General features: G+C 62.3%; 19 protein-coding genes and 1 pseudogene. 14 read left to right on the top strand and 6 right to left on the bottom strand.

The genetic code is table 11. The features are described from left to right. The first annotated feature begins 99 nt into the window (after positions 1 to 99). On the top strand, positions 100 to 1,716 hold the full coding sequence (gene pvdP, locus ACLK1G_RS25170; RefSeq protein ID WP_420767843.1) for a pyoverdine maturation tyrosinase PvdP: 1,617 nt from the start codon (positions 100 to 102) through the stop codon (positions 1,714 to 1,716). 92 nt (positions 1,717 to 1,808) lie between these two features. Here the strand turns inward: pvdP and ACLK1G_RS25165 are convergent. Beyond that, positions 1,809 to 1,961: pseudogene (locus tag ACLK1G_RS25165) on the bottom strand (TolC family protein); the annotation flags it as partial. A 221-nt stretch (positions 1,962 to 2,182) separates the two neighbouring features. Between ACLK1G_RS25165 and ACLK1G_RS25160 the strand changes: the two are divergent. Beyond that, positions 2,183 to 2,590, top strand: coding sequence for a DUF6088 family protein (locus tag ACLK1G_RS25160; protein WP_420767842.1), 408 nt, complete (start codon positions 2,183 to 2,185; stop codon positions 2,588 to 2,590). After that, the gene (locus ACLK1G_RS25155) at positions 2,571 to 3,533 is read left to right on the top strand and encodes a nucleotidyl transferase AbiEii/AbiGii toxin family protein (RefSeq protein ID WP_420767841.1); all 963 of its coding nucleotides are present in this window, start codon (positions 2,571 to 2,573) and stop codon (positions 3,531 to 3,533) included. The genes ACLK1G_RS25160 and ACLK1G_RS25155 overlap by 20 nt, the downstream gene beginning before the upstream one ends. Here ACLK1G_RS25155 and ACLK1G_RS25150 read toward each other — a convergent pair. Genes ACLK1G_RS25150 through ACLK1G_RS25140 form a run of 3 tightly spaced genes read right to left on the bottom strand, consistent with a single transcriptional unit; the run spans position 3,516 to position 8,100 of the window. Beyond that, a complete protein-coding gene (locus ACLK1G_RS25150) occupies positions 3,516 to 4,979 on the bottom strand; it encodes an efflux transporter outer membrane subunit (RefSeq protein ID WP_420767840.1) in 1,464 nt (487 codons plus the stop codon). The two genes, ACLK1G_RS25155 and ACLK1G_RS25150, sit on opposite strands and share 18 nt — an antisense overlap. A 10-nt stretch (positions 4,980 to 4,989) precedes the next feature. Continuing rightward, positions 4,990 to 6,951, bottom strand: a complete 1,962-nt coding sequence (locus ACLK1G_RS25145) for a MacB family efflux pump subunit (protein ID WP_420767839.1) — start codon at positions 6,949 to 6,951, stop codon at positions 4,990 to 4,992. Beyond that, positions 6,952 to 8,100: an efflux RND transporter periplasmic adaptor subunit gene (locus ACLK1G_RS25140; RefSeq protein WP_420767838.1), complete on the bottom strand. Its 1,149-nt coding sequence runs from the start codon at positions 8,098 to 8,100 to the stop codon at positions 6,952 to 6,954. A gap of 436 nt (positions 8,101 to 8,536) precedes the next feature. Here ACLK1G_RS25140 and ACLK1G_RS25135 point away from each other — a divergent pair, with 436 nt between their 5' ends. The 10 genes from ACLK1G_RS25135 (at position 8,537) to ACLK1G_RS25090 (ending at position 20,127) form a co-directional block, all read left to right on the top strand. Continuing rightward, positions 8,537 to 9,019 carry a sigma-70 family RNA polymerase sigma factor gene (locus ACLK1G_RS25135; protein WP_420767837.1) on the top strand — a complete coding sequence of 161 codons (483 nt, stop codon included), beginning with the start codon at positions 8,537 to 8,539 and terminating at the stop codon, positions 9,017 to 9,019. A gap of 145 nt (positions 9,020 to 9,164) precedes the next feature. Then, on the top strand, positions 9,165 to 10,499 hold the full coding sequence (locus ACLK1G_RS25130; protein ID WP_420767836.1) for a lysine N(6)-hydroxylase/L-ornithine N(5)-oxygenase family protein: 1,335 nt from the start codon (positions 9,165 to 9,167) through the stop codon (positions 10,497 to 10,499). 187 nt (positions 10,500 to 10,686) lie between these two features. Continuing rightward, complete coding sequence (locus tag ACLK1G_RS25125) at positions 10,687 to 13,959, top strand: transporter substrate-binding domain-containing protein (protein WP_420767835.1); 3,273 nt, start codon at positions 10,687 to 10,689, stop codon at positions 13,957 to 13,959. 154 nt (positions 13,960 to 14,113) lie between these two features. Beyond that, positions 14,114 to 14,536: an ANTAR domain-containing protein gene (locus ACLK1G_RS25120; RefSeq protein ID WP_420767834.1), complete on the top strand. Its 423-nt coding sequence runs from the start codon at positions 14,114 to 14,116 to the stop codon at positions 14,534 to 14,536. A gap of 113 nt (positions 14,537 to 14,649) precedes the next feature. After that, complete coding sequence (locus ACLK1G_RS25115; protein ID WP_420767833.1) at positions 14,650 to 15,264, top strand: response regulator; 615 nt, start codon at positions 14,650 to 14,652, stop codon at positions 15,262 to 15,264. 144 nt (positions 15,265 to 15,408) lie between these two features. Next, complete coding sequence (locus ACLK1G_RS25110; RefSeq protein WP_420767832.1) at positions 15,409 to 16,275, top strand: pirin family protein; 867 nt, start codon at positions 15,409 to 15,411, stop codon at positions 16,273 to 16,275. Positions 16,276 to 16,369: 94 nt separating this feature from the next. Further along, positions 16,370 to 17,812, top strand: a complete 1,443-nt coding sequence (locus ACLK1G_RS25105) for a mechanosensitive ion channel domain-containing protein (RefSeq protein ID WP_420767831.1) — start codon at positions 16,370 to 16,372, stop codon at positions 17,810 to 17,812. 123 nt (positions 17,813 to 17,935) lie between these two features. Beyond that, a complete protein-coding gene (locus ACLK1G_RS25100; protein ID WP_420767830.1) occupies positions 17,936 to 18,376 on the top strand; it encodes a carboxymuconolactone decarboxylase family protein in 441 nt (146 codons plus the stop codon). Positions 18,377 to 18,517: 141 nt separating this feature from the next. Then, positions 18,518 to 18,940, top strand: a complete 423-nt coding sequence (locus tag ACLK1G_RS25095) for an HPF/RaiA family ribosome-associated protein (protein WP_420767829.1) — start codon at positions 18,518 to 18,520, stop codon at positions 18,938 to 18,940. A gap of 11 nt (positions 18,941 to 18,951) precedes the next feature. Further along, complete coding sequence (locus tag ACLK1G_RS25090; protein ID WP_420767828.1) at positions 18,952 to 20,127, top strand: baeRF3 domain-containing protein; 1,176 nt, start codon at positions 18,952 to 18,954, stop codon at positions 20,125 to 20,127. Positions 20,128 to 20,330: 203 nt separating this feature from the next. Here ACLK1G_RS25090 and ACLK1G_RS25085 read toward each other — a convergent pair whose 3' ends face one another. Beyond that, positions 20,331 to 21,482, bottom strand: coding sequence for an MFS transporter (locus ACLK1G_RS25085; protein WP_420767827.1), 1,152 nt, complete (start codon positions 21,480 to 21,482; stop codon positions 20,331 to 20,333). Positions 21,483 to 21,611: 129 nt separating this feature from the next. Beyond that, positions 21,612 to 22,268 (bottom strand): carboxymuconolactone decarboxylase family protein, encoded by a 657-nt coding sequence (locus tag ACLK1G_RS25080; RefSeq protein ID WP_420767826.1) that lies wholly within the window; start codon positions 22,266 to 22,268, stop codon positions 21,612 to 21,614. A gap of 255 nt (positions 22,269 to 22,523) precedes the next feature. Between ACLK1G_RS25080 and ACLK1G_RS25075 the strand changes: the two genes are divergently transcribed. After that, positions 22,524 to 23,543 carry a diaminopimelate epimerase gene (locus ACLK1G_RS25075; protein ID WP_420767825.1) on the top strand — a complete coding sequence of 340 codons (1,020 nt, stop codon included), beginning with the start codon at positions 22,524 to 22,526 and terminating at the stop codon, positions 23,541 to 23,543. Positions 23,544 to 23,775 lie beyond the last annotated feature (232 nt).

Raw genomic sequence — 23,775 nt, 5'->3', positions numbered from 1 at the left:
GCTTGCTCGCGATGAGGCCCTTACAGCCTCTATAAATTTGTCAGGCCGCCCATCGTTCTAGCTTGGATAAAGCCCACCAGGGCGAACACAGGTAAGGCAATGACGATTTCTCGACGATGGTTCATGGCAGGCCTGGCGCTGACCGGTGCCGCCGTGCCTGCGGTGTACTACGGGCATCGCGAACTGACCCGGCCGGACCCGACCATCACACCCGGCGAAGCTTCCTTCGATGTGGCGGACGTCGCCGGACAGCGGCGGGCGAACACGTTGCGGGGAATCTGGACGATCCGTTTCAGCGGGCGCGATGCCGGCCTCGACGGCTTGCCGGGCGACAATCTGGAGATGTTTCTCGACATCGCCCACAAGGGCAGTGGCCTGGTGGGTTACCTCGACACCGCCGAACGGCTGCGCGGTGGAGATGAGCCGCGTTATCGGGTGCTGGGCGACCTGGCCGGCAGCGACCCGAAGCAATTGAGCTGGCGATTGATCGGTGCCGGGCATGGCACGCCAGACTACGAATTCATCATGACCCTGGACGAAGTCTGGGCCGGTTTCGGCAACGCCGGCACGGCCACCCTCAGCGGCCGGGTGTTGCGGTTGGATCGCCCGTTGGCGTTGCCGGAGCTCGACAATCAGTTCGTCGCCGTCAAACAGCGGTTCCCCGAAGCCCGGGAACGTACGCCGCTGAGCCCGAAGTTGCTGGACTGGCTGGTGTCGCCCGAGCACCGGCTGTTCCATCAACTCTGGCATGCCACGCGAGACAAATGGCACACCCTCGACGAAGACAAGCGCGACGCCCTGCGTGGCATCGGCTGGCAACCCGGGCCGCGGGACAACGAACGTGATGCTCGCGGGCCGCGCAAAGATCGCAACGGCTCGGGCGTGGATTTCTTCTTCATGCACCGGCATATGCTCGGCACGGCGCGTTCTTTCCAGCCGTTGCCGTCATGGCCACGTTTTCCATTGCCGCAACCCGAGTTGGAGCGTGATCGCCTGGGCTTTGCCCGGTATTTCGACAACGTCGACGGGACGGCACTGCCACCAACGTGGCTCGCCCGTGGTGACGAGCAATACGCCCAATGGGTCAGCGACATCAAGACCGCCGAGACCTATCACAGCAATTTCCAGGTCTGGGAATCCCGTTACCGCGACCCGCGCTATTTATCCAAACTGACCCTGGGCCAGTTCGGTTCGGAAGTGGAACTGGGGCTGCATGACTGGCTGCATATGCGCTGGGCCTCGGTGCCGCGAGATCCGTCAAACGGCCATCCGGTGCCATTCGCCCGTGATCAGGCCGACTTCGCCCAGCGCTGGTTCGAACCGGAAAACGACTTTTTAGGCGATCCGTTTTCCTCCCATGTAAACCCGGTGTTCTGGGCCTTTCACGGCTGGATCGACGATCGCCTCGAAGACTGGTTTCGCGCCCACGAACGTTTTCATCCGGGAGAAGTGAGCCGGCTCGAAGTCAACGGCGTGCCCTGGTTCGCCCCGGGCCGCTGGGTCGAAATCGCCGACCCCTGGCTCGGCCCGGACACCCATGGTTGCAGCACCACGCCGGGTTTGCAGGTTGGGCGTTCGGTGGAGATGGATCCGGAAACCATGAAGTTGGCGTTGCGTATTACGTTTGGCAGTGATGACGACAAGCTGGCTCAACTGTTTCGCCGCGTGCCGCGCAGGCCTTGGTATGCGCGCAATCTCAAGGCCAAGGTGGTGTGAGCCCAGGCTCGAACCGACCGAACCTGGGGCCGTGTGCAATGACTGCTTTTGTGGCGAGGGAGCTTGCTCCCTCGCCACAATGGTGCTCCTCTTCAGATCGGCTTCACCCGCCAACCCCCACCCAACGCCTTGTACAACGCCACGCTCGCCTGCACCCGCGCCAGTCGCAATTGCACGTTCATATCCTGGGCGGCGAAGAGGGTACGTTGGGTTTCCAGCACGGTGAGCATGTCTTCGGCGCCGGCCTAGTGACGCCCTGCGCCATTGCCTACAGCTACGCCAGAATCCGCCGGCTTGTGCGTCTCGGATCTCGTCGGTAGGTTGAGCTTTATCGCTGCTCATCGCATTGGCCTGTATTTCCATGCTGATCTATACTGAGCATGCATGAGCACGGTTTGTATTAAAAAATAGTTATAAAACAGTGGCTTGTGTGTTTTTTAGACGCAGGTGCTGTTTGAGGTGAGAAATGATTGTCGAGGAGCGTATCAAGAGATCAATCGCCTTGCGAAAGGACGACGTGTTTCTGCGCTCTGAATTTTCCAAGTTCGGCAGCTCCGCACAGGTATCCCGAGCATTGCGTCATCTTGTAGCTAGCGGTGTGTTGGTCAGACTTGGCATTGGCGTCTTCGCAAAGGCTAAAACCAGTGTGCTCACCGGTAAGCCAATCCCGATACGTCCGCTTGAAGTTCTGGCTCCTCTGGCCCTGCAAAAACTTGGCGTTAAGATCACGGCGGGGCGCGCGTTGCGTGAATACAATGCCAGCGACAGTTTGCAGCTACCCGCCGGCATTGTTTTTGATACAGGCTCACGCCGTATCAACCGAAAGCTCGGCTTTGGTGGGCGCTACGTAATCTATGAAAACCATCACGCCTGAGCAGGTTGAGTTGATTGATGCGGTACTGGCTGAGGTCGACGTCGGTTTTCTGACCGCCAGCATCCTGGAAAAAGACATCCATGTAACCGATGCCTTGCAGCATCTGATTGGAATGCAGTTCCCGGGCATTCGATTAGTGTTTTGTGGCGGGACGAGCCTGTCCAAGGCCTATCGATTGATCGAGCGTATGTCAGAAGATGTCGACTTGAAGATCGTATGGGATGAGTCGAACACCTTCAGTGCTTCGGCTAAAAAGCGACACCTCAGCCAATTTAAGGCTGAGATCGCCCAAGTCCTCGCTAGGCTTGGTTTCGAAGAAATTGTGGATGCGCGTATTGCCCGGAATGAAAACCGATATTTCTCCAGTCGTTGGCAATATGCCCCCCAATACCCGCACGACGTGAGTTTGCGACCTTATCTGAGCCTCGAATTGACCGTACGAACTCCCGAGTTCGAAGTGACTCTGCGACCGCTGGAAAACTTGGTGGATAGACTTGCCGCAAGGCCTGGGTACATGGGGAGTATCCTCTGTGTCGCGGTCGAGGAAACGCTTGCAGAAAAAGTAATTTCGTTCCTTCGGCGTTATGCCCAACACCAGGCCGGGGCTATGCTTCAGCCGTGGGACGAGGCATTGGTGCGTCATATCTACGATGTTTATTGCATCAGCCGTGACGATCCGGCAGTCAGCAAACGAGCCGCCAGCGGTTTCAAAAAGCTGGTTGAATTCGACGCCGCTGAGTTTGGTCGACAGTTTCCTCCGTTCGCTGCCAATCCAGGAAACGTCATGCAGAGAGCCTTGGATCAAACAAGCTCGGACGCGGCGATTCGTGGCCAATATGATGCGAGGCTGATGCCGCTGATTTTTGGTTCCGTCCGCCCAAGTTTCGATGAAGCTTTTACAGTGTTTCGAGAGCACGCCGAGGCGTTAATTCGGACTCTTTGAGTTCCTGGTCAAAGTCGTTGGCCCGCTGCTTTGGATGTCATTTGGCTTCATTTTCATCCCCCGCCAACCCCCACCCAACGCCTTGTACAACGTCACGCTCGCCTGCACCCGCGCCAGTCGCAATTGCACGTTCATGTCCTGGGCGGCGAAGAGGGTACGTTGGGTTTCCAGTACCGTGAGTAAATCTTCAGCGCCGGCCTGGTAGCGGCGTTGGGCAATGTCGAAGGCAGTCTGGGCCTGGTGCAGTTCTTCGCTTTGCCATTGCCGTTGGCGGTCCAGGCCGTGGATGCCGTTCAGGGCTTTTTCGACGTCGGCGAAGCCGTTGATGATGGCGGCGCGGTAGGCCTCCAGCAGTTCTTCCTGGCGCGCGGTAGCCCGGGCTCGCTCAGCCTTCAGGCGACCATTGTTGAAGATTGGCGCGGCCAGCCCGGCGCCGAGGTTGTAGACGTTGTTGCGCAGCAACTGGTCGGCGATGTCGGCGCCGGTGGCCAGGCTCAGGCCGAGGGTGGCGGAGGGCAGCATGGCGGCGCGGGCGACAGTGATGTTGGCCTGGGCGGCGGCAAGGCGCGCTTCGGCGGCGGCGATGTCGGGGCGGCGCAGCAGCAGATCGCTGGGCACGCCGGCATCGATGGCGGGCCAGCGCAATGCGTCGAATGGTTCATCGTCGAGTTGCAGCGATTGCACCGGTTCGCCCAACAATGCCGCGAGGGTGATCAATGCCTCGCGGGCCTGTTGCTGCACTTGCGGCAGGCGGCGTTCCTGGGCCGCCACCAGGCTCTTTTGTTGAGACAGTTCCAGGGCCGTGGCGCTGCCCGCGTCGTAGCGAGTCTGCACCAGGTCCAGCACATTGCGGGCGTTGCCCCGGTTCAATTTGGCGATGCGCTGTTGCTCGCGCAGGGACAACGCCTGGGTGTAGCTGTTGGCGACGCCGCTGAGCAGGGTCAGCTCCACGGTCGCGCGGTCGGATTGGCTGGCCGACAGCGTGCTCAGCGCACTGTCCCGGGCCGCCCGTTTACCGCCCCAGAAATCCAGCTCATAAGTGGCGCTGAGGTTGGCGTCGTAGTAATCGATGGTGCGGTTGTCCCGATCCACGTCCAACTGGCTATAGCCCTGGCCCCGCAGCAATTCCTGGCGATTGCCGTTGAGCCCGGCGGTGATTTCCGGCAGCAACGGCGCGCCGGCGATCACCGCGCTGGCCTGGGCCTGGCGAACCCGGGCCATCGCGGCGGCCAGGTCGTGGCTGTCCCGGCGCGCCTGTTCGATCAAGCGGTTCAATGACGGGCTGCCGAACTGCGTCCACCATTGTTGGTTATCCGCTCGGACACCGGGCGTATCGAGGCTCTGCCAGGCTGCGGGCGGTTGGATGCCGCTGCCCGGTGCCGACACCGGCGTGGCGCAGGCCACCAGCATCAGGCTGGCGGCCAGGAGAGTCAGGTGCGCTTTCATAAGGAGGGGTTCATTCACTGGTGAGGGCCGCGACCGGGTCGAGGCGGGCGGCCTTGCGGGCGGGCATGAAGCCGAAGACGACGCCGGTGACCAACGCGCAGCCGAAGGCGCCGAACACCGCCAGCCATTCGAAGGCCACGGCGATCTTGCCCAGCAGCAGGCCGCCGCCCACCAGCAAGGCCAGGCCGATACCGGCCAGCCCGCCGACCACCGAGAGCATCACCGCTTCGGTGAGGAACTGGCGCAGGATGTCCCGCTGGCGGGCGCCGGTGGCCATGCGGATGCCGATCTCCCGGGTCCGTTCGCGCACGGTCATGAGCATGATGTTCATCACGCCAATGCCACCCACCAACAGCGAAATCGCCGCAATGGCCCCGAGCATCAAAGACAGCGTGCCCTGGGTGCGCGCCTCGGCCTGGATCATCGCGGCGTTGTTGGTCAGCTCGAAATCCCGCTTGCCGTCGTGCAGGCGCGACAGGGTACGGGAGACCGCCTGCTCGGCCTCCTTGACCTTGCCCGCATCCCGGGCGGCGATCACCACGTACTCGGGATGACGGGTGCCGAACAGCCGAACGCTGGCGGCGGAATAAGGGATGGCGATGCGATTGTCGGCATCCGAATCCCCGGAGCTGGCGCCTTTTTCCGCGAGTACGCCGACCACCTGGAACGGCACGTTCTCGATCAGGATGTAACGGCCGATGGGGTCGGCGACGTCCTTGAGCAGTTTTTGCCGGACCTTGTGGCCGATCACCGCCACTGCCGCGGCGCCTCGTTCATCGGCGTCGCTAAAGTAGGCGCCCTCGGCCACTGGCCAATTGAAGATGATCGGGAAGTGGGTGTCGTTGCCGCCCACGTAGCTGGTGTGGTCGAGGTTGCCGAACCGCACGCTGGCGTTCTTGCCGTTGACCGGCATGATGCGTTGCACTTCGGGCAGGGCAGCGAGGGCGGCAATGTCCTGTTCGCTGATGATGCCCTTGGCGGCGCGCGGGTTGGGGGCCGTGCCGTTGAGGTAGATGATGTTCGAGCCGAAGGCGCCCATCTGGGCCATGACCTGGCGCTTGCTGCCTTCGCCCACGGCCAGCATGACCACCACGGAGGCCACGCCGATGACGATGCCGAGTAGGGTCAGGGCGGTGCGAAAGCGATTGATCCACATCACCCGCCATGCGGCCTGCACGGCGTCCACCAGCTCGCCTTTCCAGGCGCCGTTGTGTTCGCTGCCGGCACTCAGGCGTTGGCGCAGGTCCACGGCGTGCAAGGCGTTCGGATTGGCCTGCGGTGCGGCGGTAGCGCTGTCGCTGATGATCAAACCGTCGCGGATCTCGATGATGCGCTTGGCCCGGGCCGCCACTTCACGGTCGTGGGTGATCAGGATCACCACGTGCCCCTGGCTCGCCAGTTCGTCGAGCAACGCCATCACCTCAATCCCGCTCTGGCTGTCGAGGGCGCCGGTGGGCTCGTCGGCGAGGATGATGTGGCCGCCGTTCATCAAGGCCCGGGCAATCGACACTCGTTGCTGCTGCCCGCCGGAGAGTTGATGGGGGCGGTTGCCGGTGCGGCTGGCCAGGCCGAGGCGGTCGAGCAGGGCGCTGGCCCGGGCGTGGCGCTCGGCGGCGGAGGTGCCGGCATAGATTGCGGGCATCTCGACGTTTTCCTGGGCGGTGCCGGAAGCAATCAAATGGTAGCCCTGGAACACGAAGCCAAATGCTTCGCGCCGCAGCCAGGCCAGTTCGTCGCTGCCCAGGCCGGCGACGTCTTCGCCGGCAAAGCGGTACTCGCCACTGGTAGGACGGTCGAGGCAGCCGAGGATGTTCATCAAGGTCGATTTGCCGGAGCCGGACGCCCCGACAATCGCCAGGAACTCCCCCGCATAAATGGACAAGTCGATGCCGCGCAGCACTTCCACCCGGGGGCTGTCGCCGCCGCCATAGGCCTTGCGAATGTCCCGCAGTTCGATCAGGGGCGTGTCCACTCAGCCTCCGCTTGCGCTGGATGGGCCGATCAGCACGCGCTCGCCTTCGCTCAAGCCGTCGAGGACCTGGGTGCGCAGGCGATCGCTGACGCCCGTACGGACGGTGCGCGGCTGGACATCACCATTGTCGGCGAGCACGCGTACCTGGTCGGCCTCTTGCAAGGCGGCGATGGGCACGGTCAGCACGTCCTTGGCCTGGGCGGCGACAAAAAACACTTGTGCGGTCATGTCGGCCATCAAGGCGCGGTCGGCGTTGTCCACGTCGAGTAGCACGGTATAGAGCACCACCCGCTCGCTGCCGCTGCGGCCGCCAGTGGGGCTGCCGCCCTGGCTGGCTTCCAATGGGCGCGGCGGCACGGGAAGGATCTGGCGAACGGTGCTGCTCCAGCGGCGACTGCCGCCGGCCAGGGTGGTGAAGTACGCGGTCATGCCCGGCTTGACGTGGCCGATGTCGGCTTCCGAGACTTCGGCCCAGACCGTCATCGGCGACAACCGGGCGATGCGCAGGATCAACGGCGTCTGCTGCTGGGCGTTGAGGGTCTGACCTTCCCGCGAGCCGACCGCGACCACGGTGCCGCCCATCGGCGCATAAATGCGCGTATAGCCCAGTTCCGCCTCGTCGCTGCGCAGGCTGGCCTGAGCCTGGCGGATCTGGGCCTGAAACATGTCGATGCGCGCCTGGGTCGCGCGCACCTCGGCCTGGGCGGTCTGCACATCTTCTTCGCGGGTGGCGCCGCCGGCCTTGAGCTGTTGCTGGCGACGGAATTTCTGCTGCGCCAGGTCGTGCTGGGCGCGCTGTTCCTGAAGCTGGGCCTTGAGGTTCTCGATGGAAAATCGCCCGGCGTCGAGCCTGGCTTTTTGCGTGGAGGGGTCGATTTCCACCAGTAGCTGGCCTTCAGTCACTTCGTCGCCGGCTTCGACGTGGATCTTCTGGATCTGCCCGGACGCCTGGGCGCCGACGTCCACGTAGCGCCGGGGCTGCAAGGTGCCCAGGGCCGTTACGCTGTTTTCGATGTCGCCACGGGTGACCGGGACGGTGTCGAACGGCACGCGGTCCGGCACAACCACTTGCCACGCAGCGAAAGCTACGGCCGGAAGCAGGGCGAAGGTGAGAAGCCAGGCGCGTCGGGTAGGGCGGGGACGTTTCATGCAGGGTTCCGGCCGGTGATATCGGGCCCATCGCACGGAAGGCCGGGACGGGTGGCTGTTCTGGTAAACGAGCGTTGCGGGCGGGAATTTAACGAGGGGAACCCATGGTAGCGCTTGAACGACACCCACCCCGTGGCGAGGGAGCTTGCTCCCGCTGGGCCGCGAAGCGGCCCCAAAACCTGGGTTCTCTCCCTGAAATGTGTCGCCTGCCCTGGGCCTGCTGCTCAGGCCAGCGGGAGCAAGCTCCCTCGCCACAAATGCGGGTTCCGATGCCCGATGACCTGAACGATTGAGCCCTGATACAAACCAAAGCTTTAAATCTATATGAGAATTACTATAAATTACGCAATTGAATCTGCCACTATCGTGCCATGTCCGTTTCAGGCATGCCGGGGTGGCACAGGGATAGCTGTCGCAGTCATTGCGCACGGGAGTCATGTTGGAAAACTACTATCGCGAACTGGTGTGTTTCCTGAACGCCAGGCTAGGCAACCGCCAGGCGGCCGAAGACGTGGTGCATGACGCTTATGTGCGGGTGCTGGAGCGCGCCAGCGATACGCCCATCGAGCAACCCCGTGCGTTCCTTTATCGCACCGCGTTGAACCTGGTGATCGACGGGCATCGGCGCAACACCTTGCGCCAGGTCGAGTCCCTCGATGTCCTGGACAGTGAAGAACGCTTCTTCACGCCATCGCCCCACACCAGCCTCGACCATGGCCAGCGCCTGGACATGCTGCAACGCGCCCTGGCCGAGCTGCCACCGATGTGCCGCGAGAGCTTTCTGCTGCGCAAGCTCGAAGGCCTGTCCCACCCGCAAATCGCCGAGCGCCTGGGCATTTCCAGGGCGTTGGTGGAAAAACACATCGTCAACGCCATGAAGCATTGCCGCGTTCGTGTGCGGCAGTGGGACGCGACCTGATTCGTCCCTCGCCGGTCGCAAGGCGGTAAATTTTTTTTCATTGTCCTCGTTCCACTCAACAGACGACTCGCCGGCGCTTGAAATGCCGGCCGGTTCCCCAGGCTTTCCGCGCCCTGTTGAGGGACTTTTCCAGAGGACACTGGACATGACACAGGCAATTGCATCGCCCATCGTTCACGACTTGATCGGCATTGGCTTCGGCCCTTCGAACCTGGCGTTGGCCATCGCGCTACAGGAACGAGGGCCGGTCCAGGGTGAACTGGACGTGCTGTTCCTCGACAAACAGGCCGATTATCGTTGGCACGGCAACACCCTGGTGACCCAGAGCGAACTGCAGATTTCCTTCCTCAAGGACCTGGTGACCCTGCGCAATCCCACCAGCCCGTACTCGTTCGTCAACTACCTCAAGCACCACGGCCGCCTGGTGGATTTCATCAACCTCGGCACCTTCTATCCGTGCCGCATGGAGTTCAACGACTACCTGCGCTGGGTGGCCGGGCACTTCACCGAGCAGAGCCGCTATGGCGAAGAAGTGCTGCGCATCGAGCCGGTGCTGCATGACCAGCAGGTCGAAGCACTACGGGTGATTTCCCGCGGTGCCCAGGGCGAAGAGCTGGTCCGCGCCACGCGCTCTTTGGTGGTCAGTGCCGGTGGCACGCCGCGCATCCCCGATGCGTTCAAGTCGTTCAAGAACGACGCCCGGGTATTCCATCATTCGCAGTACCTGGCGCGCATGGCGAACCAGGCCTGCGTGAGCGGTCAGCCGATGAAGGTCGCCATTATCGGCGGCGGACAGAGCGCGGCGGAGGCTTTCATCGACCTCAACGACAGCTTCCCGTCGGTGCAGGTCGACATGATTCTGCGGGGCTCGGCCCTCAAGCCGGCGGATGACAGCCCGTTCGTCAACGAAGTGTTCTCGCCGGAGTTCACCGACCTGGTGTTCCAGCAACCCCACAGCGAGCGCGAGCGCCTGGTCAACGAGTACCACAACACCAACTATTCGGTGGTGGACATCGATTTGATCGAACGCATCTACGGGATTTTTTACCGCCAGAAAGTCTCTGGCATCGCCCGTCATGCGTTCCGCACCCTCACCACCATTGAGAAAGCCACGGCCACCGACGCGGGCGTGGAGCTGGCGGTGCGCAACAACGCCACCGGCGAGCTGACGGTGCGCTGCTATGACGCGGTGGTGCTCGCCACCGGCTACGAACGCCAGATGCATCGCACCTTGCTGGAGCCGCTGGCGCAATACCTGGGGGATTTCGAGGTGGATCGCAACTACAAGCTGATCACCGATGAGCGCTGCAAGGCCGCGATCTATATGCAGGGCTTCTGCCAGGCCAGCCATGGCCTGAGCGACACATTGCTTTCGATCCTGCCGGTGCGCGCCGATGAGATCGCCGGCTCGCTCTATGAGCACGCAAGGCATCGTGGCCAGGGGCATTCGGTGCGAGACCTGAGGCTGGCCACGGCTTAAGTCTCACCGAGCTTGCACATTCCTCAGGAAATTCTTGAGAAACTTCCTACACTCATCTTACGTCCCTCTCGGTAGCCCTGGGAGGAACGTAAACGGTTCGCTGTTCCCTCGCATTGGCAGTCCGAACCGATCAGCCGGTCGCTGAAGTAGCGTTCCGGGCCGATTTCGCCAAGCGAAACCTGATCGAATGATGCTGTTGCTGCGCACGGGCCTGGCGGCGATATGGCTGGGTCTATCCTGTATGGCGCCACAGGTGGGCGCTAAACCCGAGTCGCTGCAGGTGCTCGGACGATCCACTGTGAGCGATTATTCGGTGAGCCTGGACGAAGCCGACTGGGCCTGGCTGCGGCGCAAGGGCACGTTGCTGCTGGGCACCTCGGCACCGGATTATCCGCCGTTCAGCATCACCGGCAGTGGCAACGATTACGAAGGCTTGACCGCTGACTACGCCCGGTTGATGGGGCAGTTGTTGCACGTCGACGTGCGGGTGCAGCGGTACGCCTCGCGGGATGCATCGCTCCAGGCCCTGCGCAGCGGGGAAATCGATATGCTCGGCACCGCCAATGGCTTCGAGGCCAGCGATCCGGGGCTGGCGATGTCCCAGGCCTATGCCGATGACATTCCTACGCTGGTGGCCAGGGTCGATGCCGGCGAGGAACTGCCTGCGGACCTGGCGGGCAAACGGGTGGCGATGCTGTATCACTACTTGCCCCCGGACAAGGTCGAGGCTTTTTATCCCGACGCCACTTTGCAGTTGTTTCCCTCGACCTTGAGCGCCATCGGCGCCGTGGCGTTCGGCCAGGCCGACGTCTACCTGGGGGATTCGATCAGCGCCCACTACCTGATCAGCAAGAACTACCTGAACAATGTCCAGTTGGTGGATCTTTCCCGCATGGAAGTGCAACCGTTCGCCTTCGCGGTCAGTCGTGGCAACAAGCAGCTGTTGCGCGTCGTCAATGCCGCGTTACAGGCCATCCCCATCGGCGAACGCATGGGCATCCTGCGGCGTTGGAATGCCGGCGGGGCAAGCGTGCCGGGCCAGCAGGCGTTGCATTTCAGTGTGAATGAACAGCGCTGGCTCGATGCCCATCCGCGAATCAAGGTGGCTGTCAGCGAAAATTTCCTGCCGTTGACGTTTTTCGATGAGCACGGCCAACTCCGCGGCATCGGAGCCGATGTGCTGGCCAGGATCAGCTTGCGCACCGGCCTGAAATTCGACATCCAGCATGGCGATTCGGTGGATGACCTGGTCGGCAGGATCACCAGCGGCAAGGCCGACGTTCTGGCAACCGCGATTCCCAGCGCGGAACTCGAAGATGAGTTGCGCTTTACCCGTCCGTACCTGACGAACCCCTTCGTGCTGGTGGTGCCGGTCAAGGCGAATGACTCGCTGACGATGGATCGGATGGCCGGCAAACGGCTGGCGCTGGTGCGCGGGAACATGCTGCGCGAATACCTGCTGGAGCAGTTTCCCACGGTGCAGTTGGTGCCGGCGCAGAACCTGGCCGAGGCCATGTCCATGGTCGCCACAGGCGCGGCGGACGGCGCGATCAGTTCGCTGATCAGCGCTCGCTACATGATCTCTCGCCAGTACCGCGAGAAGCTGCAAGTCACCAGCACCGTCGGCACGGTGCCCGCCCGCGTCGCGCTGGCGACCAGTCATGACGCAGCGCAGCTCTATTCGATCCTGGACAAGGCGCTGCTGAGTATTTCCCCCGAGGAAATGGATGAGCTGACCAACCGTTGGCGCAGTGAAGTGGTAATCGATGACAGCTACTGGCTGCGCCATCGCACCGCGATTGTCCAGGGTTTCGCCATCGCCGCCTTGCTGTTGCTGCTGGCATTGGGCTGGGTTGTCTACCTGCGGCGCCTGCTCGAGCAATTGCGCGTGGCCAAGGCCAGCGCCGATGATGCCAACCGGGCCAAGACCACGTTCCTGGCGACCATGAGCCACGAAATCCGCACGCCGATGAACGCCGTGATCGGCATGCTGGAAATGGCGCTGAAAAAAGCCGAGCAAGGCGTCATGGACCGGGCCGCCCTTGAAGTCGCGTCGAGCGCCGCCCAAGGCTTGTTGGATTTGATCGGCGACATTCTCGACATCGCCCGCATTGAGTCGGGGCGGCTGTCGCTGACACCTGAGCGCGCCAACCTGCGCACGATGGTCGAGGCCGTGGCGAGGATGTTCGAGGGCCTGGCCCGGCAAAAACAATTGAACCTGCGACTGGATGTGGACGCGGCGAGCAATCAGGACGTATTGATCGACCCGATGCGCTTCAAGCAGGTGCTCTCGAACTTGCTGAGCAATGCGATCAAGTTCACCGAGCAGGGCCACGTGCGCCTGGTGCTGCGAGCCGAACCGGGAAAGGGAGGGCAGCGCCTGGCCATCCGTCTGCGGGTCGAAGACACCGGCCGCGGAATTTCAGTCCACGACCAGCAACGCTTGTTCAGCCCCTTCGCTCAAGTCGGCGACAGCACCCAGGCGGCGCGCAGCGGTTCGGGGTTGGGGCTGGTCATCAGCCGCACCTTATGCGGCATGATGGGCGGCACATTGCTGCTCGATAGCGTGCCGGGACAAGGTACGCAGGTCGAGATCCGCCTGGAGTTGCCATTGCTTGAAACGGTGGGCGAAGCGCCGGTGGCGCAGACCGAGGCGGTGATGCCCGCACGGCCGTTGAACATCCTGGTGGTCGATGATTACCCGGCCAACCGGTTGTTGCTGGTCCAGCAAATAAACTACCTGGGCCACCGGCTGCGGGAGGCCGAGGACGGTGCCGAGGGGTTGCGGGCGTGGCGCGCCGGGCAGTTCGACGCCGTCATCACCGATTGCAACATGCCGCGGATGAGCGGTTATGAATTGGCCCGCGCCATTCGCGACGACGAGCGGGACCGAGGCCTGGCGCCGACCACGATTCTCGGCTTCACGGCCAATGCCCAGCCCGAGGAAAAGGCCCGTTGCCTTGCGGCGGGAATGGACGATTGTCTGTTCAAACCCATCGGCTTGAAACAATTGAACGCGCGTCTGGCATCGGTTGTGCCCAACGGTGCGGTGGAACCGCGTGTTGCTGACGCAGACTTCGACCTGACCAGCCTGGAACAACTGACCGGCGGCGACTGGGTTTCCACCCAGGGCCTGTTGCTGGAACTGATCGACAGCAATGGACAGGACAAGGCGCGGTTGCAGACATTGTTTTCGCGCCATGACGTGTCCGGGCTGTCCGATCTGGCGCATCGGATCAAGGGCGGGGCCAGGTTGATCCAGGCACAGCGCTTGATTGCCGCTTGCGAAATGCTGGAAAACGCCTGCCGCGCGGGCGAAACGTCATCGCTCGCTGCTGCGGCGGATGAGTTGCACGAGGCGATGGAGCACCTGACTGGGCGGCTCCAGGCTTACATGACAAGCAAGCCCGTTGCGCAAGGCAACGCCGGCGCCATCGACCCTACGCGCGACCGGCATTGATAGAAAACGCACACTGCCGCAGGTCGACAGGCGATTTTTCTTCCTGTTTTTGAGATTTGTCCTACAGCGTGCCTAAAGACCTTCCTCTAGCCTGACGCGACTTAACGTTCCCGAGCCGGTTCGTACCTGCCGCGTTGCCATTGGAATGCCTGCCATGCCAAATAAAGCTCTACGCATCATGATTGCCGATCCTGAGCATTATCATCGACTGCAACTAGAACGCCTGTTTAATCACCAAGGCTATTTCCGCATCGCTCCGGTGAGCGACGTGCATGAACTCCTGACGTTGGTGGACTGCGGCTGTGAGCCGTTCGACCTGGTCATCGTCAATGCCAGCGTGGCGGATGACGCCTTGGACCTGCCCGGATTCTTCCTCGACAACCCTCTGGTTCGTCATGCTTTGATCTACAACGCCCAGCAGGGCACCCCGGCGACTCGCCAGCCTTTTCTCCAGGTAAGCAACGCCCGACTGCCCGATGCGATTTCCGTGCAGCGCTTGATGAAAAGCGTCGATCCAGCGGCCAACGAGCCGGTTCCGTCCTGGGCTCGCACCGTCGGACAGCGTCACGGAACCTGACGGCACCGCTGGTCCGCACTGTCAGATCTTACAGGTGGCTGGGTCAGCCATTTGTGTCACCGTCGATGCGGTCATGGCGTCGGCGCCGTTTGCATTGTCCCCGGGGAGTTGCCTTGAAAAACGTATTGATTGTGGACGATCACCCCGTCATCCGGGGGGCGCTGCGGCTTGTATGCCAGAACGAGGGATTCAGCCAGGTCACTGATGTCAGCGGCGTGGCCGATGCGCGGGCATGTATCAAGCAGGATATCCCGGACGTGGTGATCCTGGACCTGGTCATGAATGGTTTCGATGGCCTGGACCTGCTTGTCTGGATCACCGGCCAATTTCCCGGTTGCGCTGTGCTGGTGTTCACCTCCCAGGATGCCCAGCATTTCTGCAACCGCTGCATTTCTGCCGGGGCCAGGGGGTTCGTGACCAAGAAAAGTGACCTGAAGGAGCTGATAAAGGCCATCCACGCCTTGAAGTCCGGCTATTCCTATTTTCCGCAGATGTCCGTCAGGCTGGACTTTCAACAACGTTCCGAGCAGAAAGCACTCGAGAGTCTTTCCACCCGGGAGCTATCCATCCTGCGGATGCTGGCGATGGGCATGCGTGGCAAGGACATCGCCGAGACTTTGTTCCTCAGCCCGAAGACAGTCAGCACCTACAAGACCCGTTTGCTGGAAAAGCTCGGCTTGAGTTCCCTGGTGGGCCTGTCGGAATTTGCCAAGCGCAATCAGCTTTGAGCGTCAGAACCGCGTTCGCCCTCGCAGTGTCGATCGTCGTTCCATAGGTAGAACGCTAAGGCCGGTTTTTGCAGTCTGGTGCGTTATTGGTATGGGTTTTAAGCTGTGTCCATCGAATCTCAACCTTTGATTTGGAGACGCAGCTTGAAAAAGATCATAGGCCTCTATACCAGTCCAAGGCCGCATTGGGTTGGCGACGGCTTCCCGGTCCGTACGCTGTTTTCCTACGACAACCTGGGCAAGCACATCAGCCCGTTCCTGCTGCTGGACCACGCCGGCCCCAGCGAATTCACGCCCACCACCGAGCGCCGTGGCGTCGGCCAGCATCCTCATCGGGGTTTCGAAACCGTGACCATCGTCTACCAGGGCGAACTGGAGCACCGCGACTCTACCGGCAGTGGCGGCAAGATCGGCCCCGGCGACGTGCAGTGGATGACCGCTGCCTCAGGAATCATCCATGAGGAATTTCACTCCGAAGCGTTCGCCCGGCAGGGTGGCTTCATGGAGATGGTCCAGCTATGGGTCAACCTGCCAGCCAAGGACAAGATGGCGCCGGCCGGCTACCAGACCCTTCTCAAGCAGGACATTCCGAACATCACGCTAGAAGACGCGGCCGGCAGCGTGCGGGTAATCGCCGGGCGCTTCGAGGGGCACCAAGGCCCGGCGAAAACCTTTACGCCCATCGACGTCTGGGATATCCGCCTGAACGCCGGAAAAGAGCTGACCCTGGACCTGCATGACGGCCACAGCAGCGCGTTGGTCGTGCTGCGAGGTTCGATCCAGGCCAACGGCCGCGAACGGGTCGAAGCCGGGCAACTGGCACTGTTTGATCGGGTAGGCGACCAGTTGAGGGTGCAAGCCAACAACGACGCGGTACTGCTGTTGCTCAGTGGCGAGCCGATCGATGAGCCCATCGTCGGCCATGGTCCGTTCGTGATGAACAGTGAGCAGGAAATCCACCGGGCCTTCGAGGATTTCCATTCCGGGCGCTTCGGCCGGATGGATGGTTAGTCAAGCAGCAACGCGAATCCATTGTGGGGGTGATCTCTACAGCCGCTTGAATCTGTGCCAATCTTCGCCAATCGCCCTTCCTGGAGCTGTCCCGATGCTCGCCCCGATCACCGACCATCCGCTGCTGTGTGCCCTGGCATTGCTCGTGCTCGATTTGCTGGCGTGGCGGCTGGTCAGTGCCGAACGGACCTACTGGAAAATCGGCGTGCGGCTGGCGATTTTCATGTTGTTCAGCATGCTGCTGTTCAACGAAGGCCTCAACCCCATGCAGACCGCACAGTGGGTCGACGACGTACCTCGGCACCTGGCGGCGACCGGCCTGCAGATTGCGTGGTGGTTGTTCGCCGCGCGAACCCTGACGGTGATGATCGGCGCGGTCATGATGCAACGGGTCGGCCATACGGGACGGCTGTTGCAGGATCTACTGGGGGCGGTGATTTTCCTGGTCGCTGTCATCGCGGCGCTGGCTTATGTGTTGGATCTGCCGGTCAAGGGCGTGCTCGCGACGTCCGGCGCAATGGCGATCATCGTCGGCCTGGCCTTGCAGAGCACCCTCAGCGATGTGTTTTCCGGCATCGTGCTCAACACCACCAAGCCCTATCAAGTCGATGACTGGATTTCCATCGACGGCACCGAGGGCCGGGTCACCGACATCGACTGGCGGGCCACGCGATTGCAGACCTCCCAGGGCAGCATGGCGGTGATTCCCAATTCCTTGGCGGCGAAAGCCAAGATCGTCAACTTCAGCCGTCCCAGCGACATGCATGGCTTGTCCATCAGCCTCCAGATCAGCCCGCATGCGCGCCCACAAAAAGTGATCGAAGCGCTGGAGCGGGCAATGATCGGCTGCCGGGCGCTGCTCGCCAGCCCGGCGCCCAGCGTCACGCTCAAGAGCGCCGGCAGCGCCGGAGCGGAATACGAGATCAGCGGTTTTGTGGCCTCGATGGGGCAAAAACGCGAAGTCCGCAACCAACTGTTCGATCTGGCGTTCCGGCATCTGCATGCATCGGGCGTGAGCCTGCTGTCTACTGGCGAAAGCGCGGCGGCCGTGGCGGTGTCGCGTCCTCGGGCATTGCTGGAAAGCTCCAGCATCTTTTCCACGCTGCGCCCGGACGAGAAAGACACGTTCAGCCAGAACATGACCCTGCAGACGTTCCGCGCCGGCGACGTGATCCTGGCGGCCGGAGAGGTCAGCGACCACCTGTTCATCATCGAGTCCGGCGTGGTCAGCGCGAGCCTCATGCGTAATGGCCAGCCCATCGAGGGCGGGCGCATGGGGCCGGGTGAAGTCATCGGCGAAGCCGGGGTCGTCGCCGAGCAAGCGGCGTTGGCGAGTTTCACCGCGAAGACGTTCTGCACCCTGTATCGCATCGAGAACAGTTACCTCAAACCCTGTCTCGAGGCCCGTCGTGACATCGGCGACGCCATGAAAAACCTGTTGGACGTACGCATCCACCTGGCTCAGAACCTGACCCGTGACATACCCAAGCCGGTCGCCAAGAAGCGCTTTCTGCAATGGTTGCGCAGCCGGGCCTGACCTATCTCCACCGGCAGGCAACGACGCTTCATTGGTCACTCGAACTTCCCCACAATTGGCTATTTGTCCTGCGCCAGTGCAGGGCTAACGTAGCGCCACACCCAATTGTTCAGGAGTTCCCCCATGCAACCGCGTATCGATTTTTATGCCGCTTCCCCTGATGCCTACAAAGCCATGCTGGCCCTGGAGAACGCGGTCTCCAGATTGGGCCTTGAAAAGTCCCTGATCGAGCTGGTGAAGCTGCGCGCTTCGCAAATCAATGGCTGCGCGTTCTGCATCGATATGCACACCGCCGATGCGCGCAAGGACGGCGAGACCGAGCGGCGCCTGTATGCCGTGACCGCCTGGCGCGAGGCGCCGTTTTTCACCGGCCGTGAACGCGCCGCGCTGGCTTGGACCGAAGCCCTGACGCGCCTGAGCGAGACCCATGCGCCCGACGCCGACTACGCGCTGCTGAACGAGCACTTTACGCCCAAGGAAATGGTCGACCTGACCGTTGCGATCAACGCCATCAACGGTTGGAACCGCTTGGCGGTGGGCTTCCGAAAAATGCCGGAGGTCTGAAAGGCGAGGTAATACCGGCTCCCACAAAGGGTAATCAACAGCCGCTCAGGCTCCAGTCATCCCGCGCCGGGAACTTCGCCCGTTTGATCTTCTTCTACCTACAACAGGCGGCGTCAGCCGTCTTTTGCAAAGGAGTCGATCATGCAAGTTCAAGTCAACAGCAACCATATTGAAGGCAGTGCCCGTTTGCAGGAATGGGTTGGCAGTACGGTGGTGGACGCGTTGCAGCGTTTCGAAGATCAGCTGGCCCGCGTCGAGATTCACGTCAGTGATGAAAATGCCCAGAAGGGCGGTGCCGCCGACAAGCGTTGCCAGATCGAGGCACGCGTACAGGGCCATTCATCGTTGTCGGTCAGTCACAAGGCCGAGAGCTTGGAGCTGGCCGTGGAGGGCGCTGCCGAGAAAATGCTGCACGCGCTCGATCATCAGATCGGCAAGCTCAACCCCGCCGTCGAATCGATGGGCCGCGTGACCGCACCCGTCGATGAGGCGCCGCCGGAGATGGTGGACGCCATGCTGGAGGAGGACTTCCTCGAAAACCAAGAGGCTCGTGGTAAAGAATAAAGGAGACGATCATGACCGCTCATCAACCCTTCAGCCGGCAGGTGCTGGCCGAGCTCCTGGCGTTCGACGAACAGCCGAGCCTTTCGTTGTACATGCCCACCCATCGCACATTCCCCGAGCGTAGCCAGGACCCGATCCGCTACAAGAACCTGGTGCGTGACCTGCAAACCCAACTTGAACAACAGCACCCTGGCATGGACTGCGCGCCGTTGCTGGCTCCGTTCCTGGCCTTGGTGGAGGACCAGGGTTTCTGGAATTCCAACCGCGACGGCATCGCGGTGTTCGGTGCCCGTGACTATTTCAAAGTCGTTTCGGTGAGCCAGCGCTTGCCGGAATGCGCGTTCGCCAACAGCCATCCTTATCTCAAGCCGTTGTTGCGCCTGGTGCAGTCCACCGAGCGTTACCAGGCGTTGTGCCTGACCCGCAACGAGATCTGGTTGTATGAAGGTTCCAGCGAGCAGTTGGAGAAAATCGAGCTGGCCGAACCGGTCCCGCGCAACCAGAACGAGGCGTTGGGCGATGAGCTGACGTCGGGTGACCAGCAGGGCTTCCCCAATGGTTTCAGCCGCAGCGGCGAGCGTGGCGATGCGATGATGCATGAGTCCGCCGGTGGCGGTAAGCAGGACGAAATCAACCTGGATCGCGAACGGTTTTTCCGCGCGGTGGACAAAGCCATCCTGCAACATCACTCGCAGCCTTCGGGCCTGCCGATGATCCTGGTGGCCTTGCCGGAAAACCAGGCAGTGTTCCGTGCCGTCAGTCATAACCAGCACCTGCTGACGCAGGGTATCGAGGGCGATCCTTCGCGGTTGAGCGTCGAAGAGTTGCGGGTCCAATGCGCCAAGCTCATGGCCCACAGTCATGCCGACCAAGTGGTCGATAGCCTGAATCGCTATGGCGTCGCGGTCGGCCAGGGACGCGCCCTGGACAAGCTGGCCGACATCGCCAAGGCCGCTTGGGAGGGCCGTGTCGCGATGTTGCTGGTGGAGGCGGAGCGCCAGGTTCCCGGCCAGCTGGACCCGGACAAAGGCCGGTTGATCATCGACGAGACGGGCGATGAGCAGGCTCCGGATGTGCTGGACGAACTGATCCTCGCGGTGACGCGTCAAGGCGGTGAAGTGGTCGTGGTGCCGCCCGAGCATGTCATGCCGACCGACACCGGGGCGGCCGCGGTGTGCCGGTTCTGACCGATACGTGATGTAAGCCGAGCCCTGTGAGAGCTTGGTCGCGATGGCAGATTGTCAGTCATCCCTCGATGTCGACTGACCCGACGCCATCGCGAGCAGGCTCGTTCGAATGCGAAGCCTCTGGCACACCGAATTCACCGGTTTACGACTGCTTCGCAGCCGAGCGGGAGCAAGCTCCCTCGCCACGGGGACGTCTCAGGGCTTCAGACTTTCAACACTTTACCGCTAAACGCCACCGCCACCAGCGATAGCGCAATCAAGCCGAACGCGATGCCCAGGCTGCTGCCATGGGCGACGAAGCCGATCAATGCCGGGCCTGCGAGAATGCCGGCATAACCGATGGTGGTAATAGCCGGCACGGCGATGGCTTCGGGCATCAGCGTCTGTTTGCCAACGGCCGTGTACAGCACCGGCACGATGTTGGAACACCCGGCACCGACCAATGCATAACCCAGCAGCGCGGCTTGCCACAGGGGCGCGACGGTCGCCATCAGAAATCCCGCGGCGGCCATCGTTGCGCCGTAAATGATCACCCGCTTGGCCCCCAGTCGATGCACCACCGAATCGCCCGTCAGCCGGCCAATGGTCATGGTCAAGGCAAACGCGGCGTAACCCAGCCCGGCATAGGCGCTATCCACTGCGCGTTCGGCGGTCAGGAACACGGCGCTCCAATCCAGCACCGCGCCTTCGGCCAGGAACACGATAAAGCACAGGATGCCGATAAACAGCACCACGCCGTGGGGAATGGCAAACGCCGGCCCAGCACTTTCACTGCCATAGGGCAGCAGGTGCGGCGCTGCCTTGAATAGCGCCACCAACAGCACGCCATTGACGACAAGCGTCGCCGCCAGCGGCGAAAGTCCCAGGCCGAGCAGGGCGCTCACACCGGCGGCGCCAATGATCCCGCCGAGGCTGAACATGCCGTGGAAACCCGACATCATGGTCTTGCCGCTGGCGCGCTCGACGATGACCGCTTGCAGGTTCACCGTCGAGTCCACGGTGCCGAGCCCGGCGCCAAACAGGAACAACGCCGCCACCAGCCACGGCAAGGAACTCATGGTCGCCAGCAATGGCAGCGCCAGGCAGACCAGAAGCGTGCCGCCACTGAGTACTCGTCGGCAACCGAACCGTGTCGCCAGCGCGCCGGAAATCGGCATCGCCAGGATCGATCCGACTCCAAGGCATAGCAGCAGCAACCCGAGGGTGCCTTCGTCGAGGTTCGCCCGCACCTTGGCATAAGGCACCAGCGGTGCCCACGCGGCGATGCCGATTCCGGCGATGAGGTAGGCGACACGGGTGGACATCTGCTCCAGGCGCCCTGGAACAAAGGTAGGTGGAGGGGTGATAGCGGTCATGAATCGTCCTTGGCGTTCGTGCGGTGCGGTCAAGCGGGCAGGGAGGCGCCTATGCTTGCATATCCACTGACCGCACCGCGACCCCAACGTGCCAAGGCACTGGACGTGTCCTGTCGGAACCCGCGCGAGTCATCGCGCGTGATACAACCTGAGGCTGATCACATGGTCAGCCTCCACCTCGAAATACACCAGGGCGGTGGGGAAGTCGGATTCTGCATCGAAGCATTCGACGACCACATTCCGGGCCGACGTTCCATGAACCGACAAGCGTAGGGCTTTGCGCAGCAACCGCTTGATCTGAGGTTGGACCGGGATGGGCGGACGGCCCTTGCGCACCCGCTCGCAAAAGTCCAGCGTCACTTCCCGGGGCGTGGGTGGCGGTGGCGAGGCGAGGCCCGCTTCTGCAAACAACCGATTGAGCTGATCGGCCGCGGAGACGGCTCGCGGAAAACCCGCGAACGCCGAGGCCTGTACCACCAGTTCAATCATCTCTCCCGGCGCCAACCCTGATGCGAGCCCGGTTTTCAAATGCACGCTAAGGGGAGGACCGACCATTCCGGCCGCCACGATGGCGGCCAGCGTTGCGCCTTCTCGCAGGCGCGGGTCGAGGCCGGGACGACTCTGCAAATGACCGTACACCACACCGACGGCGAGTTCGCCAAGCGCCGGAGCAGTGTGGAACAACGCGTCGAGGCGCGCGCCGCCGTCGGGTACCAGTTCGATGAAGTGTTTTCGGCCTTCGCTGTAGAGCTCTGCCATGGGCGTTGAGGTGCGCTTGTCTTTCATGATGAGTCCTTGTCCGGGCGTGACTTGCCTACGTTACGAGCTAGCCAGCCAAGTCGCACCTGTCGGACCTTACAGGTGACGCCCCGGTGTTTTGCGTGTACCAAACCGGCGTTGCAGCATTTCCATCGGCAGATCCGATTGGCGCTGGAGGATGTGCAGAACCGATGACAGGGTTATTGATGCTATATCCGTGTGTGCTCGGTCGGTGGATTGGCCTAGAGTAGCGACTTCCCCAGGCTTATTCCGGACCGACGCATGGCACAGTTCTACGACGCACGCGGCAATGTTTATGGAGTCGTTTCCCCGCAGCAAATCCGTGCCGAGGGGATCGATCTTCCGCCGTCAGCCGTCCAGGCAGCGCGAACGCGCCAAGCCTGGAGTTGTGCCGCGGTGCAGGCTTTTTGCGCATGGGCGCCGGGCGAAGCGCCGCCGGACGCCAAGGCCCATCGCAGTGATGGCCTGCTGATTGGCCCGTTCCAGGACGAGCCGCCATTCGATGTGTTGATCGTTAATACCGATGGAACGCTGGCCGAGCGCAGTGGCAATGGCTTGACGATTTTTTCCCTGGCCCTGCAAGAGCGAGGTCTGCTGCCGGAGGACAAGGACTTTTTGCTAAGGGTCCATCACGACAAACCCGAAGGTGTCTCACCGCTGCAAACGACGGTTCGCGCCGCCGAGTTCGAAGGCGTGCAAGGGTTCTGGCTGGATCTGGGCAAACCGCTGTTCGGACCCCGCGCCGTCGCTGCCCAAGGGGTGGAAAAAGTGACGTCCGGCCGGTGCGAAACAAGCCGGGTGCCTGCGCTTCATGCGTTGGATCCGGCGTGGGGCAATAGCCAGTTCGTGCGCATCGGCAACCCCCACTGCGTAACGTTGGTCGATGACGTGGAGGCATTGCCGAGCCTTTCACAGATGCGCGCGCCGATGCTGTCGCAGAGCCTGACCGCCATTGCCTATGCCACCCCCGGCGGGGCGGGCGATCCTTGTCCGGCGGGGATCAATCTGCAGTGGGCGTGGCGCGCGGGCGAAGGGCAAGTCGCGGCGCGGGTGTTCGAGCGGGGCGAAGGCCCTACCGCGTCATCAGGCACCAGCGCCAGCGCCGTGGCCAGTGCCGCCTGGCGGTTGGGGTGGGTGAGGGCGGGGGTGGTGAGGGTGGTGATGCCCGGCGGTACGGCGCCGATCCTGCTGGAGGAAGAGGCAGGCGAGCTGGTGCGGGTCAGGTTGTTTGGCGCGGCGCGGCCGATGACGTCTTCGCGAGCAAGCTCGCTCCCACAGTAGATCTCCAGCGGGCGCAGATTTCAGGTATCACACCAATCCCCTGTGGGAGCGAGCCTGCTCGCGATGGCGTCAACTCAGTCGCATAGATATCAACCGACAGCCCCCTATCGCGAGCAAGCTCGCTCCCACAGTAGATCTCCAGCGGGCGCAGATTTCAGGTATCACACCAATCCCCTGTGGGAGCGAGCCTGCTCGCGATGGCGTCAGCTCAGTCACATAGACATCAACTGAC

Origin of the sequence: Pseudomonas algeriensis, assembly GCF_048847255.1 — a bacterium.
Taxonomy (GTDB): Bacteria; Pseudomonadota; Gammaproteobacteria; order Pseudomonadales; family Pseudomonadaceae; genus Aquipseudomonas.
This window is presented reverse-complemented; position numbering and strand designations above follow the sequence as displayed.

Bases quoted from the DNA above. Each gene is read 5' to 3' on its own strand.
- pvdP (WP_420767843.1), top strand. From the start codon at position 100: ATGACGATTTCTCGACGATGGTTCATGGCAGGCCTGGCGCTGACCGGT.
- ACLK1G_RS25080 (WP_420767826.1), bottom strand. From the start codon at position 22,268: ATGAAAGACAAGCGCACCTCAACGCCCATGGCAGAGCTCTACAGCGAA.
- ACLK1G_RS25085 (WP_420767827.1), bottom strand. From the start codon at position 21,482: ATGACCGCTATCACCCCTCCACCTACCTTTGTTCCAGGGCGCCTGGAG.
- ACLK1G_RS25090 (WP_420767828.1), top strand. From the start codon at position 18,952: ATGACCGCTCATCAACCCTTCAGCCGGCAGGTGCTGGCCGAGCTCCTG.
- ACLK1G_RS25120 (WP_420767834.1), top strand. From the start codon at position 14,114: ATGCCAAATAAAGCTCTACGCATCATGATTGCCGATCCTGAGCATTAT.
- ACLK1G_RS25140 (WP_420767838.1), bottom strand. From the start codon at position 8,100: ATGAAACGTCCCCGCCCTACCCGACGCGCCTGGCTTCTCACCTTCGCC.
- ACLK1G_RS25155 (WP_420767841.1), top strand. From the start codon at position 2,571: ATGAAAACCATCACGCCTGAGCAGGTTGAGTTGATTGATGCGGTACTG.
- ACLK1G_RS25125 (WP_420767835.1), top strand. From the start codon at position 10,687: ATGATGCTGTTGCTGCGCACGGGCCTGGCGGCGATATGGCTGGGTCTA.
- ACLK1G_RS25075 (WP_420767825.1), top strand. From the start codon at position 22,524: ATGGCACAGTTCTACGACGCACGCGGCAATGTTTATGGAGTCGTTTCC.
- ACLK1G_RS25095 (WP_420767829.1), top strand. From the start codon at position 18,518: ATGCAAGTTCAAGTCAACAGCAACCATATTGAAGGCAGTGCCCGTTTG.
- ACLK1G_RS25150 (WP_420767840.1), bottom strand. From the start codon at position 4,979: ATGAAAGCGCACCTGACTCTCCTGGCCGCCAGCCTGATGCTGGTGGCC.
- ACLK1G_RS25160 (WP_420767842.1), top strand. From the start codon at position 2,183: ATGATTGTCGAGGAGCGTATCAAGAGATCAATCGCCTTGCGAAAGGAC.
- ACLK1G_RS25135 (WP_420767837.1), top strand. From the start codon at position 8,537: ATGTTGGAAAACTACTATCGCGAACTGGTGTGTTTCCTGAACGCCAGG.
- ACLK1G_RS25105 (WP_420767831.1), top strand. From the start codon at position 16,370: ATGCTCGCCCCGATCACCGACCATCCGCTGCTGTGTGCCCTGGCATTG.
- ACLK1G_RS25100 (WP_420767830.1), top strand. From the start codon at position 17,936: ATGCAACCGCGTATCGATTTTTATGCCGCTTCCCCTGATGCCTACAAA.
- ACLK1G_RS25130 (WP_420767836.1), top strand. From the start codon at position 9,165: ATGACACAGGCAATTGCATCGCCCATCGTTCACGACTTGATCGGCATT.